Origin of the sequence: Streptomyces sp. NPDC058289 (genome assembly GCF_042880975.1) — a bacterium.
Classification (GTDB): Bacteria; Actinomycetota; Actinomycetes; order Streptomycetales; family Streptomycetaceae; genus Streptomyces; species Streptomyces stoeckheimensis.
Map to the genome: position 1 here is coordinate 79,838 of NZ_JBHVYI010000017.1, position 22,493 is coordinate 102,330.

General features: G+C 70.4%; 19 protein-coding genes. 14 read left to right on the forward strand and 5 right to left on the reverse strand.

Features of this window, described 5'->3' with window-relative positions; genetic code table 11:
- Window positions 1-38: 38 nt before the first annotated feature.
- From ACFVX6_RS11660 to ACFVX6_RS11690, 7 genes are all read left to right on the forward strand, one after another.
- Complete coding sequence (locus ACFVX6_RS11660) at window positions 39-623, forward strand: PaaI family thioesterase (RefSeq protein ID WP_274549941.1); 585 nt, start codon at window positions 39-41, stop codon at window positions 621-623.
- Window positions 623-1,156: a dUTP diphosphatase gene (gene dut, locus ACFVX6_RS11665; RefSeq protein WP_389690238.1), complete on the forward strand. Its 534-nt coding sequence runs from the start codon at window positions 623-625 to the stop codon at window positions 1,154-1,156. Before ACFVX6_RS11660 ends, dut begins: the two co-directional genes overlap by 1 nt.
- 1 nt (window position 1,157) lies before the next feature.
- The gene (locus tag ACFVX6_RS11670) at window positions 1,158-1,949 is read left to right on the forward strand and encodes a DUF3710 domain-containing protein (protein WP_389690240.1); all 792 of its coding nucleotides are present in this window, start codon (window positions 1,158-1,160) and stop codon (window positions 1,947-1,949) included.
- Between the two features lie 149 nt (window positions 1,950-2,098).
- Entirely contained in the window at window positions 2,099-4,747 is a 2,649-nt protein-coding gene (locus ACFVX6_RS11675; RefSeq protein WP_389690242.1) for a DUF4118 domain-containing protein, read from the forward strand.
- Complete coding sequence (locus ACFVX6_RS11680; RefSeq protein WP_389690244.1) at window positions 4,744-5,430, forward strand: response regulator; 687 nt, start codon at window positions 4,744-4,746, stop codon at window positions 5,428-5,430. Before ACFVX6_RS11675 ends, ACFVX6_RS11680 begins: the two co-directional genes overlap by 4 nt.
- A 24-nt stretch (window positions 5,431-5,454) precedes the next feature.
- Complete coding sequence (locus ACFVX6_RS11685; protein ID WP_112451269.1) at window positions 5,455-5,883, forward strand: OB-fold nucleic acid binding domain-containing protein; 429 nt, start codon at window positions 5,455-5,457, stop codon at window positions 5,881-5,883.
- Between the two features lie 2 nt (window positions 5,884-5,885).
- Entirely contained in the window at window positions 5,886-6,635 is a 750-nt protein-coding gene (locus ACFVX6_RS11690; protein ID WP_389690246.1) for a DUF3159 domain-containing protein, read from the forward strand.
- A 220-nt stretch (window positions 6,636-6,855) separates the two neighbouring features.
- On the opposite strand, the gene ACFVX6_RS11695 is transcribed toward ACFVX6_RS11690, so the two are convergent.
- Both ACFVX6_RS11695 and ACFVX6_RS11700 read right to left on the reverse strand, forming a co-directional pair.
- Window positions 6,856-7,518, reverse strand: a complete 663-nt coding sequence (locus ACFVX6_RS11695) for a TrkA family potassium uptake protein (protein WP_214953432.1) — start codon at window positions 7,516-7,518, stop codon at window positions 6,856-6,858.
- The gene (locus ACFVX6_RS11700; protein WP_385382573.1) at window positions 7,515-8,183 is read right to left on the reverse strand and encodes a potassium channel family protein; all 669 of its coding nucleotides are present in this window, start codon (window positions 8,181-8,183) and stop codon (window positions 7,515-7,517) included. Before ACFVX6_RS11700 ends, ACFVX6_RS11695 begins: the two co-directional genes overlap by 4 nt.
- A gap of 241 nt (window positions 8,184-8,424) precedes the next feature.
- On the opposite strand from ACFVX6_RS11700, the gene ACFVX6_RS11705 reads away from it, so the two are divergent.
- Window positions 8,425-10,479, forward strand: a complete 2,055-nt coding sequence (locus ACFVX6_RS11705; RefSeq protein WP_389690249.1) for an APC family permease — start codon at window positions 8,425-8,427, stop codon at window positions 10,477-10,479.
- A 136-nt stretch (window positions 10,480-10,615) separates the two neighbouring features.
- Complete coding sequence (locus ACFVX6_RS11710; RefSeq protein ID WP_389690251.1) at window positions 10,616-11,950, forward strand: class I SAM-dependent RNA methyltransferase; 1,335 nt, start codon at window positions 10,616-10,618, stop codon at window positions 11,948-11,950.
- A 429-nt stretch (window positions 11,951-12,379) separates the two neighbouring features.
- On the opposite strand, the gene ACFVX6_RS11715 is transcribed toward ACFVX6_RS11710, so the two are convergent.
- Together ACFVX6_RS11715 and ACFVX6_RS11720 are read right to left on the reverse strand one after the other, a co-directional pair.
- The gene (locus ACFVX6_RS11715; protein WP_389690253.1) at window positions 12,380-14,197 is read right to left on the reverse strand and encodes an SWIM zinc finger domain-containing protein; all 1,818 of its coding nucleotides are present in this window, start codon (window positions 14,195-14,197) and stop codon (window positions 12,380-12,382) included.
- Between the two features lie 290 nt (window positions 14,198-14,487).
- Window positions 14,488-14,697: a hypothetical protein gene (locus tag ACFVX6_RS11720; protein WP_389690255.1), complete on the reverse strand. Its 210-nt coding sequence runs from the start codon at window positions 14,695-14,697 to the stop codon at window positions 14,488-14,490.
- A gap of 213 nt (window positions 14,698-14,910) precedes the next feature.
- Here ACFVX6_RS11720 and ACFVX6_RS11725 point away from each other — a divergent pair, with 213 nt between their 5' ends.
- Window positions 14,911-16,536 carry a hypothetical protein gene (locus tag ACFVX6_RS11725; RefSeq protein WP_389690257.1) on the forward strand — a complete coding sequence of 542 codons (1,626 nt, stop codon included), beginning with the start codon at window positions 14,911-14,913 and terminating at the stop codon, window positions 16,534-16,536.
- A gap of 137 nt (window positions 16,537-16,673) precedes the next feature.
- Here the strand turns inward: ACFVX6_RS11725 and ACFVX6_RS11730 are convergent, their stop codons facing one another.
- The gene (locus ACFVX6_RS11730; protein WP_389690258.1) at window positions 16,674-17,621 is read right to left on the reverse strand and encodes a methionyl-tRNA formyltransferase; all 948 of its coding nucleotides are present in this window, start codon (window positions 17,619-17,621) and stop codon (window positions 16,674-16,676) included.
- Between the two features lie 262 nt (window positions 17,622-17,883).
- Here ACFVX6_RS11730 and ACFVX6_RS11735 point away from each other — a divergent pair, with 262 nt between their 5' ends.
- From ACFVX6_RS11735 to ACFVX6_RS11750, 4 genes are all read left to right on the forward strand, one after another.
- Window positions 17,884-19,251 (forward strand): lysine N(6)-hydroxylase/L-ornithine N(5)-oxygenase family protein, encoded by a 1,368-nt coding sequence (locus ACFVX6_RS11735; RefSeq protein WP_389690260.1) that lies wholly within the window; start codon window positions 17,884-17,886, stop codon window positions 19,249-19,251.
- 262 nt (window positions 19,252-19,513) lie between these two features.
- On the forward strand, window positions 19,514-20,509 hold the full coding sequence (locus tag ACFVX6_RS11740) for a FecCD family ABC transporter permease (RefSeq protein WP_389690278.1): 996 nt from the start codon (window positions 19,514-19,516) through the stop codon (window positions 20,507-20,509).
- Window positions 20,506-21,579 carry a FecCD family ABC transporter permease gene (locus ACFVX6_RS11745; RefSeq protein WP_389690262.1) on the forward strand — a complete coding sequence of 358 codons (1,074 nt, stop codon included), beginning with the start codon at window positions 20,506-20,508 and terminating at the stop codon, window positions 21,577-21,579. The genes ACFVX6_RS11740 and ACFVX6_RS11745 overlap by 4 nt, the downstream gene beginning before the upstream one ends.
- A gap of 40 nt (window positions 21,580-21,619) precedes the next feature.
- Complete coding sequence (locus ACFVX6_RS11750; RefSeq protein WP_389690264.1) at window positions 21,620-22,480, forward strand: ABC transporter ATP-binding protein; 861 nt, start codon at window positions 21,620-21,622, stop codon at window positions 22,478-22,480.
- Window positions 22,481-22,493 lie beyond the last annotated feature (13 nt).

Here is a 22,493-nt window from a genome sequence, read left to right on the forward strand (position 1 = left end):
GCGACCGGCGGGTAGCCGCGCGGGTAAGGTCTGCGGCTGTGAGTGGACGAAACACAGCGTTGACGCCCCCCGCCGACGCCACGGCGCCGGTGAGGCACCCCGATGCCCCGGCACCCGGCGAGCTCCTCGGTGCGCACTACGAGCACTGCTTCGGCTGCGGCGACGGCCAACCCCACGGACTCCATCTGGAGGCCCGCGCGGGCGAGGGCGTGCGCGTCACCGCCGAGTTCACCGTCAAGCCCGCCCATCAGGGCGCGCCCGGCCTCGCGCACGGCGGCGTCCTCGCCACCGCGCTCGACGAGACCCTGGGCTCCCTGAACTGGCTGCTGCGCGTCATCGCCGTCACCGGCCGGCTGGAGACGGACTTCGTCCGGCCCGTGCCCGTGGACACCGTGCTGTACCTGGAGGCCGAGGTCACCGCCGTCGCCGGCCGGAAGATCTACTCCAGCGCGGTCGGTCGAATAGGCGGACCGCAGGGCCCGGTCGCGCTGCGCGCCGACGCCCTCTTCATCGAGGTGAAGGTCGACCACTTCATCGACAACGGACGGCCCGAGGAGATCCGGGCGGCGATGGCCGACCCGGACCAGGTCAGGCGCGCACGCGCCTTCGAGGTGAACCCCTGATGTCTGAGAACAACACCGGGTTGGACGTGGCCATCCGGCGCGTCGACCCGGAGGTGCCGATTCCGGCCTACGGGCACCCCGGCGACGCCGGCTGCGATCTGGTCACCACGGTGGCCGCGGAGCTGGAGCCGGGGGAGCGGGCGGTCCTGCCCACCGGGGTCTCCATCGCGCTGCCCGAGGGGTACGCGGCGTTCGTGCACCCGCGCTCGGGCCTGGCCGCTCGCTGCGGGATCGCGCTCGTGAATGCCCCCGGGACGGTGGATGCCGGGTACCGTGGGGAGATCAAGGTGATCGTGGTCAATCTCGACCCGCGCGAGAGCGTCAGGTTCGAGCGTTTCGACCGCATTGCCCAGCTGGTTGTCCAGCGAGTCGAGCAGGTGCGCTTCCGCGAGGTGGCGCAGCTTCCCGACTCGGCGCGGGCCGAGGGGGGTTTCGGCTCCACCGGTGGTCATGCGGCCGTGGCCGGATCCGGCGCTGGTCAGCAGGGTGGGAATGGCTACGCTTCGGTCGTATCCGACCGGGAAGGACAGTGACGTGTTCGGACGTCGCAAGAAGAACGACTCCGTCAAGGACGGCGGCGCGGCCGAGCAGGTCGTCGACGGCGTCGGTGCCGATGAGCAGGACGGCACGGAGGAGACAGACGCGGTCCAGCCGCGCAGGGTGAACCTGCCGCCGGCCCCGCGTCCCGACGGCCCGTGGGACATCTCGGAGGTCCCCGGCAACCCCGAGGACGGCCGGGTCGACCTCGGCGGCATCCTCGTACCGGGTGTCGAGGGCATGGAGCTGCGCGTCGAGGTCGCCGGGGACGCGATCGTCGCCGCGACCGTGGTGCTCGGTGACAGTGCCGTGCAGCTGCAGGCCTTCGCCGCGCCCCGCAAGGAAGGCATCTGGGGCGAGGTCCGCGAGGAGATCGCCGAGGGCATCACCAAGCAGGGCGGCATCATCGACGAGGTCGAGGGTCCGCTGGGCTGGGAGCTGCGCGCGCAGGTCCCCGTACCGCTCCCGGACGGGCAGACCGGCGCCCAGCTGGTCCGCTTCGTCGGGGTGGACGGCCCGCGCTGGTTCCTGCGCGGTGTCATCTCCGGCCAGGGCGCGGTGCGTCCCGAGTCGGCCGGGGTGCTCGAGCGGATCTTCCTGGACACCGTCGTGGTCCGCGGCGAGGGCCCGATGGCCCCGCGCGACCCGATCGTCCTGAAGCTGCCGAACGACGCGCAGATGGTGCCGGACGGCGTGCAGACCGACGACGCCGGAGACCAGGAAGGCTCCCGCTTCGGCGGTGGCATGGGCCAGCTGGAGCGCGGCCCGGAGATCACCGAGGTCCGCTGACCCCGGCGCGAATCCCGTACGGCCGTACCCGACCGCCGTACCCCCGGCCGTAGCGCCCGTGTGCCCGGGGGTGTCAGGGAACCGTCAGGGATCCGTCCGCAGCAGGTCATCGGCGCGTGAACGGGGCGGACGTCCCTGAGAATGAGCCCATGGGACGCGGCAAGCTCAGGATCTATCTCGGCTCGGCCCCCGGTGTGGGCAAGACGTACGCCATGCTCTCGGAGGGCCACCGGCGGGTCGAGCGCGGCACCGACTGCGTCGTGGGTTTCGTCGAGCACCACGGGCGGCCGCGCACCGAGGTCATGCTGCATGGCCTGGAGCAGGTGGAGCGCAAGGAGCTCGTCTACCGGGGCGCAGCCTTCACCGAGATGGACGTGGACTCCCTGCTGGCCCGCAAGCCCGCCATAGCCCTGGTGGACGAACTGGCGCACACCAACGTGCCGGGCTCGCGCAACGCCAAACGCTGGCAGGACGTGGAGGAGCTGCTGCGGGCCGGGATCGACGTGATCTCCACGGTCAACATCCAGCACCTGGAGTCCCTGGGCGACGTCGTGGAGTCGATCACCGGCGTGCGGCAGCGGGAGACCGTCCCCGACGAGGTGGTGCGCCGCGCCGACCAGATCGAGCTGGTCGACATGTCCCCGCAGGCCCTGCGCCGCCGCATGGCGCACGGCAACATCTACAAGTCCGACAAGGTCGACGCGGCCCTGTCCAACTACTTCCGCCCCGGGAACCTGACCGCGCTGCGCGAGCTCGCGCTGCTCTGGGTCGCCGACCGGGCCGACGAGTACCTCCAGCAGTACCGGGGCGAGCACAACATCCGCTCCACCTGGCAGGCGCGCGAGCGGATCGTCGTGGGCCTCACCGGGGGACCCGAGGGGCGCACCCTCATCCGGCGCGCCTCCAGGGTGGCGGCCAAGGGCTCCGGCAGCGAGATCCTGGCCGTCTACATCGCCCGCAGCGACGGGCTGACCGCTGCCTCGCCCAAGGAGCTCGCGGTCCAGCGGACGCTGGTCGAGGACCTCGGTGGAACGTTTCACCATGTGATCGGCGACAACGTCCCCGAGGCGCTCCTCGAATTCGCCCGCGGGGTCAACGCCACCCAGATCGTGCTCGGCTCCAGCCGCCACCGCTCCTGGCGGTACGTGTTCGGCCCCGGGGTCGGCGCCACCGTCGCCCGCGACTCGGGGCCCGACCTCGACGTGCACATCGTCACCCACGAGGAGGTCGCCAAGGGCCGCGGCCTGCGGCCCGTGGCCCGCTCGGCGGCCCGGCTCGGCCGGACCCGGCTGCTGGCCGGCTGGGTGGTCGGGGTGGCCCTGCCACTGGCCCTCGCGACCCTGCTGACGCACATCGACAGCGACCCCGGCCTCGCCAACGAGATGCTGCTGTTCCTGGCCCTGACCGTGGCCGCCGCCCTGCTCGGCGGGCTCTGGCCGGCGCTGGCCTCCGCCGCCGTCGGCTCCCTGCTCCTGAACTACTACTTCGCCCCGCCCCTCCACCGCTTCACCGTCTCGGACCCCAAGAACATCGTCGCCATCGCGGTCTTCTTCGGCGTCGCGGGCTCCGTGGCCTCCGTCGTCGACGCCGCCGCCCGCCGCACCCACCAGGCCGCCCGGCTGCGCGCCGAGTCCGAGATCCTCTCCTTCCTCGCCGGCAGCGTGCTGCGCGGCGAGACCACCCTGGACGCACTGCTGGAACGGGTGCGGGAGACCTTCGCCATGGAGTCGGTGGCCCTGCTGGAGCGCGAGAGCGACGTCGAGCCCTGGCGACCGGCCGGCAGCGTCGGCCCGAATCCGGTCGCCCGCCCCGAGGACGCCGACGTGGACATGCCGATCGGCGACCACATGGCGCTGGCCCTGTCCGGACGGGTGCTGCCCGCCGAGGACCGGCGCGTGCTCGGTGCCTTCGCCGCCCAGGCCGCCGTCGTGCTCGACCGGCAGCGGCTGGTCGGGGAGGCGGAGGAGGCCCGGCGGATGGCGGAGGGCAACCGGATCCGGACCGCGCTGCTGGCTGCCGTCAGCCATGACCTCCGTACGCCCCTGGCCTCCATCAAGGCCTCCGTGAGCTCCCTGCGCTCCGACGACGTGGAATGGTCCGAGGAGGACCGCGCCGAGCTCCTGGAGGGCATCGAGGACGGCGCCGACCGGCTCGACCACCTCGTGGGCAACCTGCTCGACATGTCGCGGCTCCAGACCGGCACCGTCACCCCGCTGATCCGCGAGATCGACCTCGACGAGGTGGTCCCGATGGCGCTGGGCGGCGTACCCGAGGGCAGCGTGCTGCTGGACGTCCCGGAGACCCTGCCCATGGTGGCCGTGGATCCCGGGCTGCTGGAGCGGACCGTGGCCAACGTGGTGGAGAACGCGGTGAAGTACAGCCCGCCGGAGGAACAGGTGCTGGTGGCGGCCAGCTTCCTCGGCGACCGGGTCGAGGTACGGGTCGTGGACCGCGGGCCCGGCGTGCCCGACGAGGCCAAGGACCGGATCTTCGCCCCGTTCCAGCGGCACGGCGACGCGCCGCGCGGCGCCGGGGTCGGGCTCGGACTGGCCGTCGCGCGCGGCTTCGCCGAGGCCATGGACGGCACCCTGGAGGCCGAGGACACCCCCGGGGGCGGGCTCACGATGGTGCTCACGCTCCGGGCGGTGGCCGGCGGGCGGCCGCAGATCCCCGTGAGCGTGGACGGCGAGGGGCGCAGCGCGTCCGGCGGGGCCGGAGGGCCGGAGCCGGGCGGGGCCGGGGGACACCCGGCGGATTTTGATCTCGATTCGATGCGACAGAAGGCAGGACCTCAATGACCCGGGTGCTCGTGGTGGACGACGAACCCCAGATCGTCCGGGCCCTCGTGATCAACCTGAAGGCACGCAAGTACGAGGTCGACGCGGCCGCCGACGGGGCGAGCGCCCTGGAACTGGCGGCCGCCCGCCACCCCGACGTGGTCGTCCTGGACCTCGGCCTGCCCGATATGGACGGGGTCGAGGTGATCAGGGGGCTGCGCGGCTGGACCCGGGTCCCGATCCTGGTCCTCTCCGCCCGGCACAGCTCCGACGAGAAGGTCGAGGCGCTGGACGCGGGCGCCGACGACTACGTCACCAAGCCCTTCGGCATGGACGAGCTGCTCGCCAGGCTGCGCGCCGCCGTCCGGCGGGCGGAACCGGGGGCCGGGGCCGGCGAGGACGAGGTGGTCGTCGAGACCGAGACCTTCACGGTGGACCTCGCGGCGAAGAAGGCGGTGCGCGCCGGACGCGACGTACGCCTCACGCCCACCGAGTGGCACCTGCTGGAGGTGCTGGTGCGCAACGGCGGCAAACTGGTCAGCCAGAAACAGCTCCTCCAGGAGGTCTGGGGGCCCTCGTACGGGACCGAGACCAACTACCTGCGGGTCTACATGGCCCAGCTGCGGCGCAAGCTGGAGGCCGACCCCTCGCACCCGAGGCACTTCATCACCGAACCGGGCATGGGATACCGCTTCGAGAGGTAGTGGGGGCGCCGGTACGCTTCCTGTATGAGTGCTGAACCGCGTCCCGAGAAGCCCGCGAAGCCGGCGAAGCCCGCCAGGCCTGCGGGCAGGTTCCGCCGGATGATAGAGCGGCTGTCCACCTCGCAGGAGGAGCTGCATTCCGCGGAGCTGCAGGAGGACGCAGAAGCCGCGGGGTGCACGCGGATCTGCGACTGCCACGACCGTCAGATAGTGAAGGTGACCGGAACCCTGAGGACCGTCACCCTGCGGCCGCGCGCGGGCGTCCCCGCCCTGGAGGCCGAGCTGTTCGACGGCTCGGCCGCGCTGGACGTCGTCTGGCTCGGACGTCGCTCGATCGTGGGAATCGAACCCGGCCGTCGCATGATCGCCTCCGGGCGGATCTCGATGAGCCACGGCCGTCGGGTGCTCTTCAACCCGAAGTACGAACTCCGACCGCTCGGACAGGAGCACTGACGGTGACGTCACTCGACAAACCGACCACGCCCGGGACGGATCCCGCCGCGGAACCGACCGCGGACCAGAAGGCCGTCACGCAGGCCGCCCTCTTCGACGCCTTCGGCGGCATCCGGGGCACCGTGGAGACGATGCTCCCCGGCCTGCTCTTCGTCATGATCTACACGATCAACAAGGACGTGAAGCTGTCCGCCATCGCGGCGGGCGCGGTCGCCGTCCTGCTGGTGATCGTGCGGCTGCTGCGCAAGGACACCGTCAAGCACGCCTTCAGCGGGGTCTTCGGCGTGGGCGTGGGCGTGGCCTTCGCCCTGTTCACGGGCAGCGCGAAGGGCTTCTACCTGCCCGGCATGATCTACGGCGCCGGTCTCGGCGTGGCCTTCACGCTCTCCGCGCTGGTGGGCTTCCCGCTGCTGGGCGTGATCCTGGGACCGGTCTTCAAAGAGAACCTCTCCTGGCGCACGCGCAACCCCGGGCGCAAGAAGGCGTACGTCAAGGCCAGCCTGGCCTGGGGCCTGATCTTCCTCGCGAAGTACGCGATCCTCTTCCCGCTGTACTGGTGGGGCGACGCGACGCAGCTCGGCTGGGTGCTGATCGCGCTGAAGCTGCCGCCGATGGTGCTCGCCGTGTACTTCACGTGGCTCTTCCTGGCGCAGGCGCCGCCGCCGATCAACGTGATCGAGGAGTGGGAGGCCGAGGAGGCCGCGGAGAAGGCGGCGAAGGCCGCCAAGGCCGCGGAGGGCCGGGGAGCCTGAACCGTACGCCGCTGCGTGCGCGTGCTTGCTGCGCGGGATGGGAGCGGGCTGCGCCCGGGCCCCCGGGGCTCCGCCCCGGACCCCGCGCCTCAAACGCCGGCGGGGCTGGACTTTGCCCGGCGTCGGATTGGACCGGCTGGGCCGCAGGCCCGGGGACGTGCGAAGGGGCGGCTGACCGTGGTGGTCAGCCGCCCCTTTTCGGCGTTCAGCGGGCCGCAGGCTAGTCCGCTGCCTGGAGGAGGTCCTCCAGCTGCTCCTCGCGGGCCTGGGCGGCCACGAAGAGGAGCTCGTCGCCCGGCTCCAGGGTCTCCTCGCCGTGCGGCGTGAGCACCCGGTTGCCGCGGATGATCGTGACCAGCGAGGTGTCCTCGGGCCAGGTGATCTCGCTGATCTGCTTGCCCGCGACCTGGGAGTCGGCGGGCAGGGTCAGCTCGACGAGGTTGGCGTCGCCGTGGCTGAAGCGCAGCAGCCGGACCAGGTCGCCGACGCTGACGGCTTCCTCGACCAGCGCCGACATCAGGCGCGGCGTGGAAACGGCGACGTCGACGCCCCAGGACTCGTTGAAGAGCCACTCGTTCTTCGGGTTGTTCACCCGCGCCACGACCCGGGGCACCCCGTACTCGGTCTTGGCGAGGAGGGAGACGACCAGGTTGACCTTGTCGTCGCCGGTCGCGGCGATGACCACGTTGCAGCGCTGGAGCGCCGCCTCGTCGAGCGAGGTGATCTCGCAGGCGTCGGCCAGCAGCCACTCCGCCTGCGGCACCCGCTCCACCGAGATGGCGGTCGGGGCCTTGTCCACGAGGAGCACCTCGTGGCCGTTCTCGAGGAGCTCGCCCGCGATGGAACGGCCCACCGCACCGGCTCCGGCGATCGCGACCCTCATGCGTGTGCCTCCTCAGGACCCTCGGCGAAGGCGGCCTCCACCTTGTCGATCTCGTCCGTGCGCATCATCACGTGGACGAGGTCGCCCTCCTGGAGGACGGTCGCCGACGTCGGCAGCATGGCCTCGCCCAGCCGGGTGAGGAAGGCGACGCGGACGCCGGTCTCCTCCTGCAGCCGGCTGACCTTCTGGCCGATCCACGCGGTGGAGGTGTGCACCTCCGCGAGCTGGACACCGCCGCTCGGGTCGCGCCACAGCGGCTCGGCGCCCGAAGGCAGCAGCCGACGGAGCATCTGGTCGGCCGTCCAGCGGACGGTGGCGACGGTGGGGATGCCAAGGCGCTGGTAGACCTCGGCGCGCTTGGGGTCGTAGATGCGGGCGGCGACGTTCTCGACGCCGAACATCTCGCGGGCCACCCGGGCGGCGATGATGTTGGAATTGTCACCACTGCTCACCGCGGCGAAGGCGCCCGCCTCCTCGATGCCGGCCTCGCGCAGCGTGTCCTGGTCGAAGCCGACTCCGGTGACGCGACGGCCGCCGAAGGATGCCCCCAGCCGGCGGAATGCGGTGGGGTCCTGGTCGATGACCGCGACCGTATGCCCCTGCTGTTCCAGGGTCTGCGCGAGGGCGGAGCCCACTCTTCCGCAGCCCATAATGACGATGTGCACGGCCGTCCTTCCGGCTGTCAGCGGCTCGCTGGGTTCCAGCCTCATTGCTGCTCTGGCTTAACAGGGTCTCAGACCATGGCCCAAGCTACACACGGGCGGTCACCAGTGTGACCATTTGGACGGGAGGCGGGCCTCCTTTGCCCTGGATGCGGCGCTCCTTTGCCCTGGATGCGGTGGGACTTCCCGCCGTATAGGGGTGGGGGGTTCGTCAGGCCGATTTCGAACGCTTACGATCCTCTGCGTGTCCAAACTGACCGACGTGCCCAAACGGATCCTGATCGGCCGGGCGCTACGCAGCGACCGCCTCGGGGAAACCCTCCTTCCCAAGCGGATCGCCCTCCCCGTGTTCGCGTCCGACCCGCTCTCCTCGGTGGCATATGCCCCCGGCGAGGTCCTGCTGGTCCTGTCGATCGCGGGCGTGTCGGCGTACCACTTCAGCCCCTGGATCGCCGTCGCGGTCGTCGTGCTGATGTTCACCGTGGTCGCCTCCTACCGGCAGAACGTCCACGCCTACCCCAGCGGCGGCGGTGACTACGAGGTCGCCAACACCAACCTCGGACCCCGGGCCGGTCTCACCGTCGCGAGCGCCCTGCTCGTCGACTACGTCCTCACGGTCGCCGTATCGATCTCCTCCGGGGTCGAGAATCTCGGCTCCGCCGTCGATTTCGTCATCGAGCACAAAGTGCTCTCCGCGATGATCATGATTCTGCTGCTCACGCTGATGAATCTGCGCGGTGTGAAGGAATCCGGAAATCTCTTCGCGATCCCGACCTACGTGTTCGTCGGCGCCGTCTTCGTGATGATCGCGTGGGGCGCCTGGCGCGGCCTGGTCATGGGCGACACCATGGAGGCCCCGACGGCCGGCCTGGAGATCAAACCCGAACACCAGGGGCTCGCCGGCTTCGCGCTGGTCTTCCTGCTGCTGCGCGCCTTCTCCTCCGGCTGCGCGGCCCTCACGGGCGTCGAGGCCATCAGCAACGGCGTACCCGCCTTCCGCAAGCCCAAGAGCAAGAACGCGGCCACCACCCTCGCCCTCATGGGCGGCCTGGCCGTCACCATGTTCTGCGGGATCATCGGCCTGGCCATGGCCACCGACGTCAAGATGGCGGAGAAGCCCGCCACCGACCTGCTGGAGAACGGCGTCCCGGTCGGCACCGGCTACGTCCAGCACCCGGTCATCTCCCAGGTCGCCGAGGCCGTCTTCGGCAACGGCAGCTTCCTCTTCATCGTGCTCGCCGCGGCCACCGCGCTGGTCCTCTTCCTCGCCGCGAACACCGCGTACAACGGCTTCCCGCTGCTCGGCTCGATCCTCGCCCAGGACCGCTACCTGCCGCGCCAGCTGCACACCCGCGGAGACCGCCTCGCCTTCTCCAACGGCATCGTGCTGCTCGCGGGCGCCGCGATGCTGCTGGTGTGGATCTACGACGCCGACTCGACGAAGCTGATCCAGCTCTACATCGTCGGCGTCTTCGTCTCCTTCACGCTGAGCCAGATCGGCATGGTCCGGCACTGGAACCGCCACCTGCGCGCCGAGCGCGATCCGGCCGCGCGTCGCCGGATGCACCGGTCCCGGGCGATCAACACCTTCGGCGCCTTCTTCACCGGCATGGTGCTGGTGGTCGTCCTGGCCACCAAGTTCACCCACGGCGCCTGGGTCGCCCTGCTCGGCATGGTCATCTTCTACGGAACGATGTCCGCGATCCGCAAGCACTACGACCGGGTCGCCGACGAGATCGCCGCCGCCGAGGGCCCGAGCGACGACAGCGTGCGCCCCTCCCGGGTCCACTCCATCGTCCTGGTCTCCAAGGTCCACAAGCCCACCCTGCGCGCCCTGGCCTTCGCCAAGCTGACCCGCTCGGACCGGCTGGAGGCGCTCAGCATCAGCGTCGACCCGGTCGAGACCAAGGCCCTGCGCGAGGAGTGGGAGCGGCGGGGCATCAACGTCCCGCTCAAGATCCTCGACTCCCCGTACCGCGAGATCACCCGCCCGGTCGTCGAGTACGTGAAGGGCCTGCGCAGCGAGAACCCGCGCGACGCCGTCAGCGTGTACATCCCCGAGTACGTGGTCGGACGCTGGTACGAGCACCTGCTGCACAACCAGAGCGCGCTGCGCCTCAAGGGCCGGCTGCTCTTCACCCCCGGCGTGATGGTCACCTCGGTGCCCTACCAGCTGGAGTCCTCGGAGCTGGCGAAGAAGCGGGCGAAGAAGCGCGCGGAGTGGAACGCCCCGGGCGCGGTGCGCCGCGGGCCGGTCGACACCCCGCGTCCGCGTCCGAAGGACCCGGCGGGGAAGTAGCCGCAGGGCATCGGCCGCCCCGGGGCCGGGGTGGCGAACGGCCGGACGAGATCCACGTAAACTGGTGGGTCGGTCGTCCGGCCGTTCCTTTTCGATTCTGATCTTCTGATCCACATCTCCTTGGAGTCTCCCCACCATGACGAGCGAGCAGAACGAGAAGCAGTCACTGGTCGGGGAGGAGTACGAGGTCGAGGTCGGCCCCGTCGCGCACGGCGGGCACTGCATCGCCCGGACCGCCGAAGGCCGCGTCCTGTTCGTCCGGCACACCCTGCCCGGCGAGAAGATCATCGCGCGCGTGACGGAGGGCGACACCGACTCCCGCTTCCTGCGCGCCGACGCCATCACCGTCCTCGACCCCTCCAAGGACCGCGTCGAGGCCCCCTGCCCGTACGCCGGCCCCGACAAGTGCGGCGGCTGCGACTGGCAGCACGCCAAGCCGGGCGCCCAGCGCCGGCTCAAGGGCGAGGTCATCGCCGAACAGCTGCTGCGGCTCGCCGGGCTCACCCCGGAGCAGGCCGGCTGGGACGGTACGGTCATGCCGGCCGAGGGCGACAAGGTGCCCGCCGGGCAGGTCCCGCAGTGGCGCACCCGCGTGCAGTACGCGATCGACGAGGACGGCGTCGTGGGCCTGCGCAAGCACCGCTCGCACGACATCCAGCCGGTCGACCACTGCATGATCGCGGCGCCGGGCGTCACCGAGCTCGGCATCGAGCAGCAGGACTGGCCCCAGATGGCCACCGTCGAGGCCATCGCCGCGACCGGCTCGGGCGACCGCCAGGTCGTCCTGACCCCCCGCCCCGGCGGCCGTCTCCCGCTCGTCGAGCTCGACAAGCCGGTCTCGGTCCTGCGCGTCGAGGAGAAGGACGGCGGAGTCCACCGCGTCCACGGCCGCCCCTTCGTGCGCGAGCGCGCGGACGGCCGTACGTACCGCGTGGGCATGGGCGGCTTCTGGCAGGTCCACCCCCAGGCCGCCGACACCCTGATCAAGGCCGTCATGCAGGGCCTGATGCCGCGCAAGGGCGAGATGGCCCTCGACCTCTACTGCGGCGTCGGCATCTTCGCGGGCGCCCTCGCGGAACGCCTCGGCGAGACCGGCGCGGTGCTGGGCATCGAGTCCACGAAGCGCGCGGTCGAGGACGCCCGCCACAACCTCACGGACTTCCCCCGCGTCCGCATCGAGCAGGGCAAGGTCGAGCAGATCCTCCCGAAGACCGGCATCACCGAATGCGACCTGGTCGTCCTGGACCCGCCCCGCGCGGGCGCAGGCAAGCAGACGGTCCGCCAGGTGGCCGGCCTCACCCCGCGCCGCATCGCCTACGTGGCCTGCGACCCGGCGGCCCTGGCCCGCGACTTGGGCTACTTCCAGGAGGCGGGCTACAAGGTCCGCACCCTGCGCGCTTTCGACCTCTTCCCGATGACGCACCACGTCGAGTGCGTGGCCATCCTGGAGCGGGTGGCGAAGGACGCCTGACCTGCGGTTATTGGAGGTCTTCAGCTGTTCGAGCTGTTTCCGTACACGCAACGAGTGAAGGCGTGCCGGAACTTGCGGAAGCTGCCTGACCTGCAGTTTTAGCAGTAGTGTCGCGGCCCTCCTAAGCGCTGTTGCGCCGCTACGTGAAGCCCTGACGCTCAAATGACGCAGGTTCTGAAGATCCATCACATCGTCCCGGTCGCGCCCACAGGCGCGGCCGGATCGATGGCTTGGGTGCCGATGCGCGCGCCGCGAGACCCGCGGATTCCGAGTGACATGGGGCGGGAGCAACCCTGATCATGGTAACTCAGCGTGATTGACCGACCCCTCCGCAAGCCGTCTGAGAGCGGGTGATTGCGGGTCACGCGCCTGGGACAACTCGCCTACAGGGGCCTGTGATGCGTTAGGCGGAGCGGCGCGGTCGCAAGATCAGCAGGATCCGGTCAGGCCGGTGTGATCCCGACACGCCCCGCCGGGTACCCGCTCCGGTCCGGAAGCCGGAGAGACGGGCTGGGTCGTCTCTCGCATGTCTTTTCGGCGTAACCGAGCGGAACTGCTCGGGTGATACAGGCCGTGCTGGTCGAGTATCGCCATCAGCTTTCGTTTGCGTTTCTGCTCGGCGCGCAGGGTGGCCATGTAAGCCGTGAACGCGTCCTCCGTGCCGAGGGCTCGGTGGCAGACGCGGGCGCTGAGCAGGAGTTCGGTCAGGTGCTCGTACGTGGCGTCGCCGGTCTGGGTGAGCAGCGGGCCGATCAGGCGGAGGTAGACAGCCAGGGCGTCGGCAGGACGGTCGTCCCGGGTGAGGTCGGCGAGGGCGAGCCACTGGCGGCTGTCGGCGTAGCCCGCCGTGGCTGCTTCCCAGGCCGCGTCGTGGTCGCCGTCGTCGAGCAAGGCGTCGAGCAGGGCCGAGCCTGTGGGGCCGAGGCTCTTGCGGGGACGGGCGTCCGCGCGGAGCAGCTCCAGCGCCCGTGTCCGCTCGGTCTCGTCCCAGCAGCCGGCCGCACGGGCTGCCGTGCGCAGGTCCCGGTATGCCGCCAGGGAGCGACGCTGAAGCAGTACGTCGCGGCGGATTGAGAGCACGTCGGCGCTGCGGCCGGCCCGGGTGTAGCGCTCGCAGACGAAGCCCGAGAGGCGGCTGTCGGGGCCGTGCTCGGGGTCGGCCTCGCGGAGACCGCGTTCGGCCCACTCCAGGGCTTCGGCCGGTCGGCCGGCCCGCTCCAGTTCCTGAGCGATCAGCAGGTGCGTGGCGCCCGATGGGGCCAAGTCCGCCGCGTGGAGCGCGATCAGCGCGTCCACACTTCCTTCGGCGCGCATCAGCTGTTCCATGAGGTACTTCTCTGCCCAGCCCTTCGGGCAGTCGCGCAGGGCCGCGGCGGCCCGTTCGTGAGCCCGTGCCAGGCCCGCCGCGCCCAAGGCGTCCGCGTAGTCGGGCAGCAGGATGTCGGTGGCGTCGCTCAGGTCGCCAAGGAGATGGTCCACCAGCCAGTCGGCGGTCCGGACCGGGTCGGGGCGAGCTGTCCGGCAGGCTTCCAGGTGCGCTTCGGCCAGCTCGTTCGCCACGTTGCCGATGACCCCGTCCGAGTCGTCGATCTCTCCGTACGTTCGGGCAAGGGCCTCGATCGCGTCCCGTGCCACCTCCACTGCTTCCGTTGCCCGGCCGGTCTCCGTAAGCGTGCGCAGTGCGGACACCGCCTCTGCGGCCTGCAGCCCGTAGGCGTGGGCGTCTGCGTGCTCGACGTAGCCGTACCGGGCGAAGGGCCGGGTGTCGAGCAGACCAAGGACGCGCTCGCGAACGGCGCTGAGGTCGTTTCCGGCGGCGGCCGCGCGAAGTTCCAGTCGGTGGCGCAGGCTACGGTTGCCCGCGATGTGCTCTTTCACCAGAGAGAGAAGTTCGTCCCGGCTGCGGGATTCCAGCCAGGTGGTGAGCTGCCGGCCGGGAGACGCAGCGGCGGCCCGGTGACGGGGAACCGACCCTGCCTGTCGCAGGACTGTCAGTCCCACCGCCACGCAGTGCTTGCAGAAGTTGCCCTCCTGCCCATATGGGCAGTCACATCGGCCGGTGAGTCCGTTCGCCTGTTCCGTCAGGTCGACCTCGTAGGCGTCGGTGCCCTCCACGGCCGCGGTGATCGACCTCTCGCCGATCTCCAGCGCGGACACCGAGGACACATAGCCGAGACCACGCTCGAAGGACCGGGGCCCCGCCAGTCGACGTAGCTCGTCTTCGTCGAACCCCAGCACGTTGTTCATGGCTCTCATTGAACGGGATCGGGCACGTGCGCGGCCGCGGTCGGGGAACTTTCGTCGCCGCGCCTGCGTCGACTTCGGCTTCCTTGCCCGTGACATCGGAGTGGCACGTGACGCTCGTTTGACGCACGGCTCCACGTCGAGCGGTCGGGGCAGGAGGTCCAGCAGCTCTTCGGCCCGGAGAGCAGGGCGATGTGCCCCTGCGAGCGGGCCGTGGCAGCGGCGAGTTCGTCCTCAGAGGGCTCTGTCGCGCCTCGGTGCCGAGGGTCCGGACGAGCGGGAGCAGATCGGGGTCAGCCGGGCTCGGCCCGGCGGACCTTGATGGTGTCCGTGACCTCCCCGAAGTGCGTGCAGTCGGCGGCGTTGCCGCCGGTGAGGGCATCGGCGTGGCCCTGTCCGGCCACCCGGCGCGGAAGGAGCCCGCGGACGAGCGGCCACAGGCCGGGGCGGGCCTTGACCTGGTCTACGGCGTCTCCTTCGGCACGGCGTAGGTCGAGACCCACGAGGTGGATGGCGTACGGCGATGCCCGTGCGTGCAGCGCAAAGGAGCCACCCGTGCTCTGTCGCTCGGGCAGGTCCGGTGGGCAGCCCCGGTGACTTTTCGGGGGCGGGGCAACCATCCCCCGGTGTCGTGAGTCGAACGGGTGGCAGTGGCTCACTCGTAGGACGGTACTGCCGGCGCTTCCCGCTCCTGCATGCTTCGGAAGGCATCATCCGTGTCAACTCAACGATTCATCACGGCGCTTGGCGCCACCCTCGGTATCACCGCGTCCACGTTCCTCGCCGCCCCGGCAGCGCAGGCCGCGGGCGGGGGCTTGGACGCCGTGTTCTACGTGACCGCCTCGGTCGGGTCCGACGGGGCGTTTCGCGCCGAGTTCCGGAGCGACTACGGCTGGCAGGTCGGCGACGCCCTCGCCGTCCGGGTGCGGGAGAGGGGCACAAGTGCGGTCATCGCGCGGGTCGGCGGCTTCGACAACGGCGTGTGTGGGGGCGAGGACTGCAGCTACAGCATCTTCACGTCCGCGCCCGCCAAGCTGGACAAGATGGCCGCCTACGACCTAGAGGTGGTCCGCAACGAGGGCCAGAGCAACGAGCAGGTCGCCGCCACCAAGGGGGTGCTGAACTACGCCCTCAACCCGAAGATCGAGGGCTTCACCTCCTCGGTGCCCTCGGTGTCCTATGACAGCCGTTCGGGGCAGGCCTCGGGCAGGGTGGTCGCGGAGGATCCGAAGACGCGTGAAGTCAGGCCGTTCGCGGGCGCCGGGGTCCAGGTCGACGGCTACTACCGCGGAGAGACTGCGCAGCTGACCACCGACGGGGAGGGACGGTTCGCCGGCCCCTTCGCCTTCCGCGGCGACGAGCGGGAGGTCTATCTGCTGGCTTCGCTCGTGGGCAGCGAGTCCGTGTGGAAGAAGCTGTCCCTGCCGATCCGCAAGCAGGCCACGAAGCTGAACGTGAGTTCGCCCGGCCCCACGCTGACCGCGCGGTTCGGCACCAAGATCCCCGTTCGCGGCACCCTCACGCGCACGGCCGACGACGGCACGGAGAAGCCCCTGAACGAGGGCCTTGCGGTGACCAAGGACGGCTGCGTCGCCGTATACCGGGAGGACTGCGGCAACGGAGTGGACGGCTTCGTCGTTACGGGCGATGCGAAGATGACGGTCGGGTTCTCCAGCGCCTGGTTCCAGCCCGCGTCCTCTTCCATCGCCGTGCACGCCACCCACATGAGCGCCTTCGAGGGCCTCGTGGGAAGCGTGGACAAGTATCGGACGATCACCTTCACCGGCAAGCTGATCGTCAAGGACGGCACCGTCCCGGCCGGCGCTTCCGCCCGGGTCCACTTCGACTTCTCGACCGACAACGGCAAGACCTGGACCTATGTCGGCTCCACCACCACCACCTACAACACGGCCTTCAGCCTGAAGAACCCGTATCCCGCCGGCAAGACCGGTCTGTGGCGCCTGCGCCACGGCACCGCGAACGTGGGCCCGACCACCAGCCAGTCCTTCCAGTTCGCCCGCCGGTGGACGCAGATCACGGCTGACGACGTCACGCCCGAGGGCGTGAGCCGTGGTACGACGATCACCGCCAAGGGCCTGCTGACGCAGAAGTACGGCACCACCTGGAAGCCGTTCGCCGGTCAGACGGTCCGGATCTTCTTCAAGCCGGCGACGCCGGGTGGCGCTTGGAAGCAGCTGGGTACCGCCAAGACGCTGGCCAACGGCACCTTCAGCAGGAAGTTCACCGCGCAGCAGGACGGCACCTGGCAGATGCGCTACGAGGACGCCCCCTCGACGCACTACGCCTCCAAGGGCCGTGAGGACTACGTGGACGTGCGCTGAGCCTGCCGGAGGGGCCATGGAACCCGACACGAGTCCGTTGCCCTGGGCTTGCGCCCAGGGCAACGGGATGTCTGCGGTGAGGGCCGGCCCGCCCGGGGACCGTCCGGGGCGGGCCGGGGTTCAGGGGGTTTGCCCGGTTACGGGCGGGTCGTGAGGTAGCCGCCCATGGACTTGAAGTACTCCGACGCCGGGAGTTCGCGGCCGTCTTCCGTGCGGACGCCGGTGATGGACAGGCCGTGGTTGCGGCCCGTGCGGGCGTCCGCGCCGGCGACGATGACGACGCCTTCGCCCTCGCGGTAGAAGATGCGGCCCGGGGTGCCGCCGTAGCGGCCCTCCGAGACGACGGCCGTGAGGATCTCCAGGCGCTTGCCCTTGTGGAAGGTGAAGGCGGCCGGGTACGGGGCGGACTGGGCGCGGATCAGGCGTTCCAGGGTTTCCGCGGGCCAGGCCCAGTCGATCCGAATGTCCTCCTCGGCCCTCTTGTGGAAGAAGGTGGCCTGGGAGCGGTCCTGCTTCGTGAACTCCGTCTGGCCGGAGGCGATGAGGTCGAGGGCGCCGATCGTCACCGGGGCGATCAGGTCGACCGTCTTGTGGAACAGGTCAGTGGTCGTATCCGTCGGACCGACGGGGATCGAGCGCTGCATGACGATGTCTCCGGCGTCGAGCACCTCGTCCATCATGTGCGCCGTGACGCCCACTTCGGGCTCGCCGTTGATGAGCGCCCAGATGAGGGGGGAGAAGCCCGCGTACTTCGGGAGGAGGGAGTCGTGCACGTTGAGGGTGCCGTACCGCGGGAGGGTGTAGATGCGCGGCGGGATCCAGGTGCGCCAGTTGTTCGCGACGAGGATGTCCGCGTCGGCTTCCTTGAGCTGCTGGAAGAGCTCTTCGTCGTCGGGGCGGTTGCGGATGACGACCGGGACGCCGTGCTCCTCGGCGAGGTCGGCGACCGAGTCGCTCCAGATCTTCTCGTAGGCGTGCTCGCTCTTGGGGTGGGTCACGACCATCACGACGTCGTGCTCGGAGTCCAGGAGCGCCTTCAGGGTGCGATGGCCCCAGGTCTGATAGCCGAACATGACGACCCGCATCGGGGTTCCTCCTCGGAAGAGCGAAATAAGCAAACGTAAGTAAAGCAAGCCTTACCTAACGGCGCAACAGCCCCGATTCTGGGCTCGATTGACCCGAGTGCGGGTCTGTTGTCCGGTTTGTCTGGTCGACAGGCCGTCTGGATCAGGTTAGCTTTACCTAAGTTCCACTCGGCTGCCGGTCACCGGTGCGCCTGGACACCCCCTTTCCCCCACCCCTGACACGACGCCTGGCAGGCGGCTGTCCCGCACCAATGGGAGTGACATGTCACAGGCTCTTCCTGGCGACGCACCACTGATCCACGACCTGATCGGTATCGGCTTCGGGCCGTCGAACGTCGCCATGGCGATCGCGCTCAGCGAGCACAACGTGCGCGTCGGAAGGCAAGAGGCGGTCACCGCCCACTTCTTCGAGCAGCAGCCCCGCTTCGGGTGGCACCGCGGCATGCTCATCGACGACGCGACGATGCAAGTGTCCTTCATGAAGGACCTGGTGACGCTCCGGAACCCGACCAGCGAATACAGCTTCCTCTGCTACCTGCAGGAGAAGGGCCGGCTGATCGATTTCGTCAACCACAAGAACCTGTTCCCGCTGCGGGTCGAGTTCCACGACTACCTCGAGTGGGCCGCCGCCAAGGTCGACGACATGGTCTCGTACGGCCACCAGGTCGTCTCCGTCGAGCCCGTGGTGCGCGACGGCGTCGTGGAGTACCTCGACGTGACGGCGCGATCCGGCGACGAGGTCGTCGTCCACCGTGCCCGCAACCTCGTCATCTCCACCGGGCTGCGCCCGGTCATGCCGGAGGGCGTCGAGCGGACCGACCACGTCTGGCACAACACCGACCTGCTGACCAAGGTCGACGCGCTCGAAGGCAGCGAGCCCACCCGCTTCATCGTGGTCGGCGCCGGCCAGAGCGCCGCCGAGAACGTGGCCTACCTGCACCGCCGTTTCCCGCAGGCCGAGGTCTGCGCGGTCTTCTCCCGCTACGGCTACAGCCCGGCGGACGACAGCAGCTTCGCCAACCGCATCTTCGACCCCCAGGCGGTGGACGAGTACTTCACCGCCCCGGAGGACGTGAAGCAGCGGCTGATGGGTTACCACGGCAACACCAACTACTCCGTGGTCGACATCGACCTCATCGACGACCTGTACCGGCAGTCGTACCAGGAGAAGGTCCTCGGCACCGAGCGGCTCCGCTTCCTGAACGTCTCGCGCCTGACGGGCGTGGAGGAGACGGCCGACGGGGTCCGCGCCAGCATCAAGTCCCTGGTCACCGGCGAGGAGAGCGTGCTCGACGCCGACGTCGTGGTGTGCGCCACCGGGTACCAGCAGGCCGACGGCCTGGGGCTGCTCGGCGAGGTCGCGGACCGCTGCCACCGCGACGACCAGGGCCGCGTCCGGGTCGAGCGCGACTACCGGGTGGCGACCGACCTCGAACTGAGCTGCGGCATCTACCTCCAGGGCGGAACCGAGCACACGCACGGCATCACCTCCTCCCTGCTGTCCAACACCGCGGTACGGGTAGGGGAGATACTCGACTCGATACTCGACCGGAACCTCAAGTCCGTGCCCGACCAGGCCCGCCCGGTCGCCGGGGGAGCGGGCGGCGGAGCCCGCCAGCCGGCCGTCTGACCGGCCCCGTTCAACCGGCCCCGTTCAACCGGCTCCGATCGACCGGGCTCCGTTCGACCGGCCCCCGTTCAGCCGGCCCCGTTCAGCCACTGCCGTGCCTCCCGGGCGTTCTCGCCCCCGGGGCACGGCAGTAGTGTGCAACCAGTTGCCCCATACATAAGGAACGTCCGTGTCCACTGGTACTCGCCTCCCTGCCGGCGGCCCGCCCGCGGTCGGGTGCCCGGCGCCTTCCCGGGTCGTCGCGCAGGCCCGGCGGCGGCGGATCGTGGGTCTGGTCGCCCTCTTCGCGGTCCTCGTGGCCGCGGCGCTGGTGTCCCTCGCCGTCGGCGCGCGGGCGCTGAGCCCCGCCGAGGCGTGGCACGGGCTCTTCGCGGATCCGGACCCCGACCAGAAGCTCTCCGAAGCCCGGCTCATCATGAGGACCGTACGGGTGCCCCGTACGGTCCTCGCGATCGTGGCGGGCATCGCCCTGGGCGTCGGCGGAGCACTGATCCAGGGGTACACGCGCAACCCCATCGCGGACACCGGCCTTCTCGGGGTGAACACCGGCGCCTCGTTCGCCGTGGTGTCGGCGATCGCCCTGCTCGGGCTCACGAACCCGTTCGAGTACGTCTGGTTCGCCTTCCTGGGAGCCGCGCTCGCCGGTGTCGTCGTCTTCGGGCTGTCGAGCATCGGCCGGGGCGCGGGCAATCCGCTGACGCTCGCTCTGGCCGGTCAGGGGGTCACGGTGTTCCTGATGGCGATGACGACGGCGGTCGCGCTGTCGGACAAGGCGGCGCTGAACGCCCTGCGGTTCTGGAACGCCGGGTCGGTGGCGGGCGTCGGGTTCGACGTCATCTGGCCGGTGACGGCCTTCATCGTGGTCGGACTGGTGCTGGCGCTGACCACCCTGCCCTCCGTCAACCTGCTGAACCTGGGCGACGACGTGGCGCGCGGACTGGGCGTGAACATCGCGCTGATCCGGACCGTCGGCATCATCGCCATCACGCTGCTGGCGGGTGCGGCCACGGCGGCGTGCGGCCCCATCGCCTTCCTCGGGCTCATGGTGGCGCACGTGGCCCGCTATCTGGCCGGGCCCGACTACCGCTGGCTGGTGCCGTACGCGGGTCTTCTCGGCGCGGTCGTCCTTCTGGTCTGCGACATCGTGGGACGCGTCGTGGTGCGGCCGGGAGAGCTGGACGCGGGCGTCCTCGTCGCTCTCCTCGGCGCCCCGTTCTTCGCGGTCCTGGTGTGGCGGGGAAAGTTCAAGAGCGCATGAACGTGACAGTGGTGAAGCCCGCAAAGAAGCCGTCGGTGGCGCCCGGTGTGCGGCTCGGCGGCATGTCGTTCGTCTGGCGGCCCAGGATCGTGCTGGTCACGCTGCTGCTGATGGCGGCGGCCTTCCTGGTGTTCTGCCTGTCCATCGCCGTGGGGGACTTCCCCCTCGGCCTGCCGCAGGTGGTCGCCACCCTCTTCGGCGGCGGCGAGCAGGTCGACCAGTTCGTGATCATGGACCTGCGCATGCCGCGGGCCCTGGCCGGGCTCGTCGTGGGCATCGCGCTGGGCATGTCCGGGGCGATCACCCAGTCCATCGCCCGCAATCCGCTGGCCAGTCCGGACATCCTGGGGATCACCGGAGGCGCCAGCGCGGTCGCGGTCTGCCTGGTGACCGTGTCGGGCGGGGCCACGGCCGCGGTCGTCAGCTCCGTGGGGCTGTCCGGGGCGGCGCTGGCGGGAGGTCTCGGCACGGGACTGCTGGTGTACTTCATGGCGTGGCGGCGCGGGGTCGACGGCTTCCGGCTCATCCTCATCGGCCTCTCCGTGAGCGCCGTGATGGAGGCGATCACGACCTGGCTGCTGGTCACCGCCGACATCAGGGACGTGGCGCGGGCCCAGGCCTGGCTGGTCGGCTCCCTGGACAACCGGTCGTGGGACGAGGTGGGGGTGGCCCTCTGGGGCACGCTCGCCCTCGCGGTGGTCGTGTCGTGCGTGGCGTTCCAGTTCAAGCCGCTGCACTTCGGCGACGACGTGGCCGCGGGCCTCGGCGTCCGGTACGCGCTGGTACGGGCCGTCCTGCTGCTGTGCGCGGTGCTCCTGGCGGGCTTCGCGGTGAGCGCGGCGGGACCGGTCCCCTTCGTCGCCATGGTGGCGCCGCAGGTGGCGATCCGTCTGACGAAGTCCCCCACCCCGCCGTTGGTGGCGTCCGCCGTGGTGGGATCGCTGCTGCTGATCGGCTCGGACCTGGTCGCCCGTACGGCGCTGCCGGTCACCCTGCCGGTCGGTGTGGTCACCGCCGCGATCGGCGGCCCCTTCCTCATCTACCTCCTGGTGCGGGCGAACCGCCGCTAGGTGATAGAAAGGTTAGGCAAGCCTAAATAGAGGGGGAGCCGTGGTCGCTCAGTACATCACCGAGAGCCGGTCCGGGGTCGATGGAGTTCCGCGGCTGGCGGCCAAGGGCGTCACGGTCGGGTACGGCGACCGGACCGTCATCGACGCGCTCGACGTGTCGATCCCGCCGGGGGTGGTGACCACGATCATCGGCCCCAACGGGTGCGGCAAGTCGACCCTGTTGCGGACCCTGTCGCGGCTGCTCAAGCCGACCAGCGGGTCCGTCGTCCTGGACGGCGAGGACATCGCCCGGCTGCGGACCCGGGACGTGGCGAAGAAGCTCGGCCTGCTGCCCCAGGCGCCGGTCGCGCCGGAAGGCCTCACCGTGGCCGACCTGGTCGCCAGGGGCCGGCATCCGCACCAGAGCTGGCTGCGGCAGTGGTCCTCGGACGACGCCTCCGTGGTGGAGCGGGCGCTGGCCATGACGGGGGTGGCCGACCTGGCCGACCGTCCCGTCGACGCCCTCTCCGGGGGCCAGCGTCAACGCGTGTGGATATCGATGACCCTCGCTCAGGGCACCGACCTGCTGCTGCTCGACGAGCCCACCACCTATTTGGACCTGGCGCACGCCATCGACGTGCTCGACCTGGTCGACGACCTGCACGAGTCGGGATGCACCGTGGTCATGGTGCTGCACGACCTCAATCTGGCCGCGCGCTACAGCGACAACCTGATCGTGATGAAGGCCGGTTCGGTCCTGGCGCAGGGTCACCCGCGCGAGGTGCTGACCGCCGAGCTGTTGCTCGAGGCATTCGGCCTGCGTGCCATGGTGATTGACGACCCGGTGGGCGACCGGCCGCTCGTCGTGCCGATCGGGCGGACCCACGTCCAGAGTGAGGGCGTCCAGAGTGCGGGCAGCTGAAACGAGAGCCTCG

Excerpts from the sequence above, each read along its gene's own strand:
- dut (WP_389690238.1), top strand. The coding sequence starts at position 623 with ATGTCTGAGAACAACACCGGGTTGGACGTGGCCATCCGGCGCGTCGAC.
- ACFVX6_RS11675 (WP_389690242.1), top strand. The coding sequence starts at position 2,099 with ATGGGACGCGGCAAGCTCAGGATCTATCTCGGCTCGGCCCCCGGTGTG.
- ACFVX6_RS11680 (WP_389690244.1), top strand. The coding sequence starts at position 4,744 with ATGACCCGGGTGCTCGTGGTGGACGACGAACCCCAGATCGTCCGGGCC.
- ACFVX6_RS11685 (WP_112451269.1), top strand. The coding sequence starts at position 5,455 with ATGAGTGCTGAACCGCGTCCCGAGAAGCCCGCGAAGCCGGCGAAGCCC.
- ACFVX6_RS11695 (WP_214953432.1), bottom strand. The coding sequence starts at position 7,518 with ATGAGGGTCGCGATCGCCGGAGCCGGTGCGGTGGGCCGTTCCATCGCG.
- ACFVX6_RS11710 (WP_389690251.1), top strand. The coding sequence starts at position 10,616 with ATGACGAGCGAGCAGAACGAGAAGCAGTCACTGGTCGGGGAGGAGTAC.
- ACFVX6_RS11715 (WP_389690253.1), bottom strand. The coding sequence starts at position 14,197 with ATGAACAACGTGCTGGGGTTCGACGAAGACGAGCTACGTCGACTGGCG.
- ACFVX6_RS11730 (WP_389690258.1), bottom strand. The coding sequence starts at position 17,621 with ATGCGGGTCGTCATGTTCGGCTATCAGACCTGGGGCCATCGCACCCTG.
- ACFVX6_RS11735 (WP_389690260.1), top strand. The coding sequence starts at position 17,884 with ATGTCACAGGCTCTTCCTGGCGACGCACCACTGATCCACGACCTGATC.
- ACFVX6_RS11745 (WP_389690262.1), top strand. The coding sequence starts at position 20,506 with ATGAACGTGACAGTGGTGAAGCCCGCAAAGAAGCCGTCGGTGGCGCCC.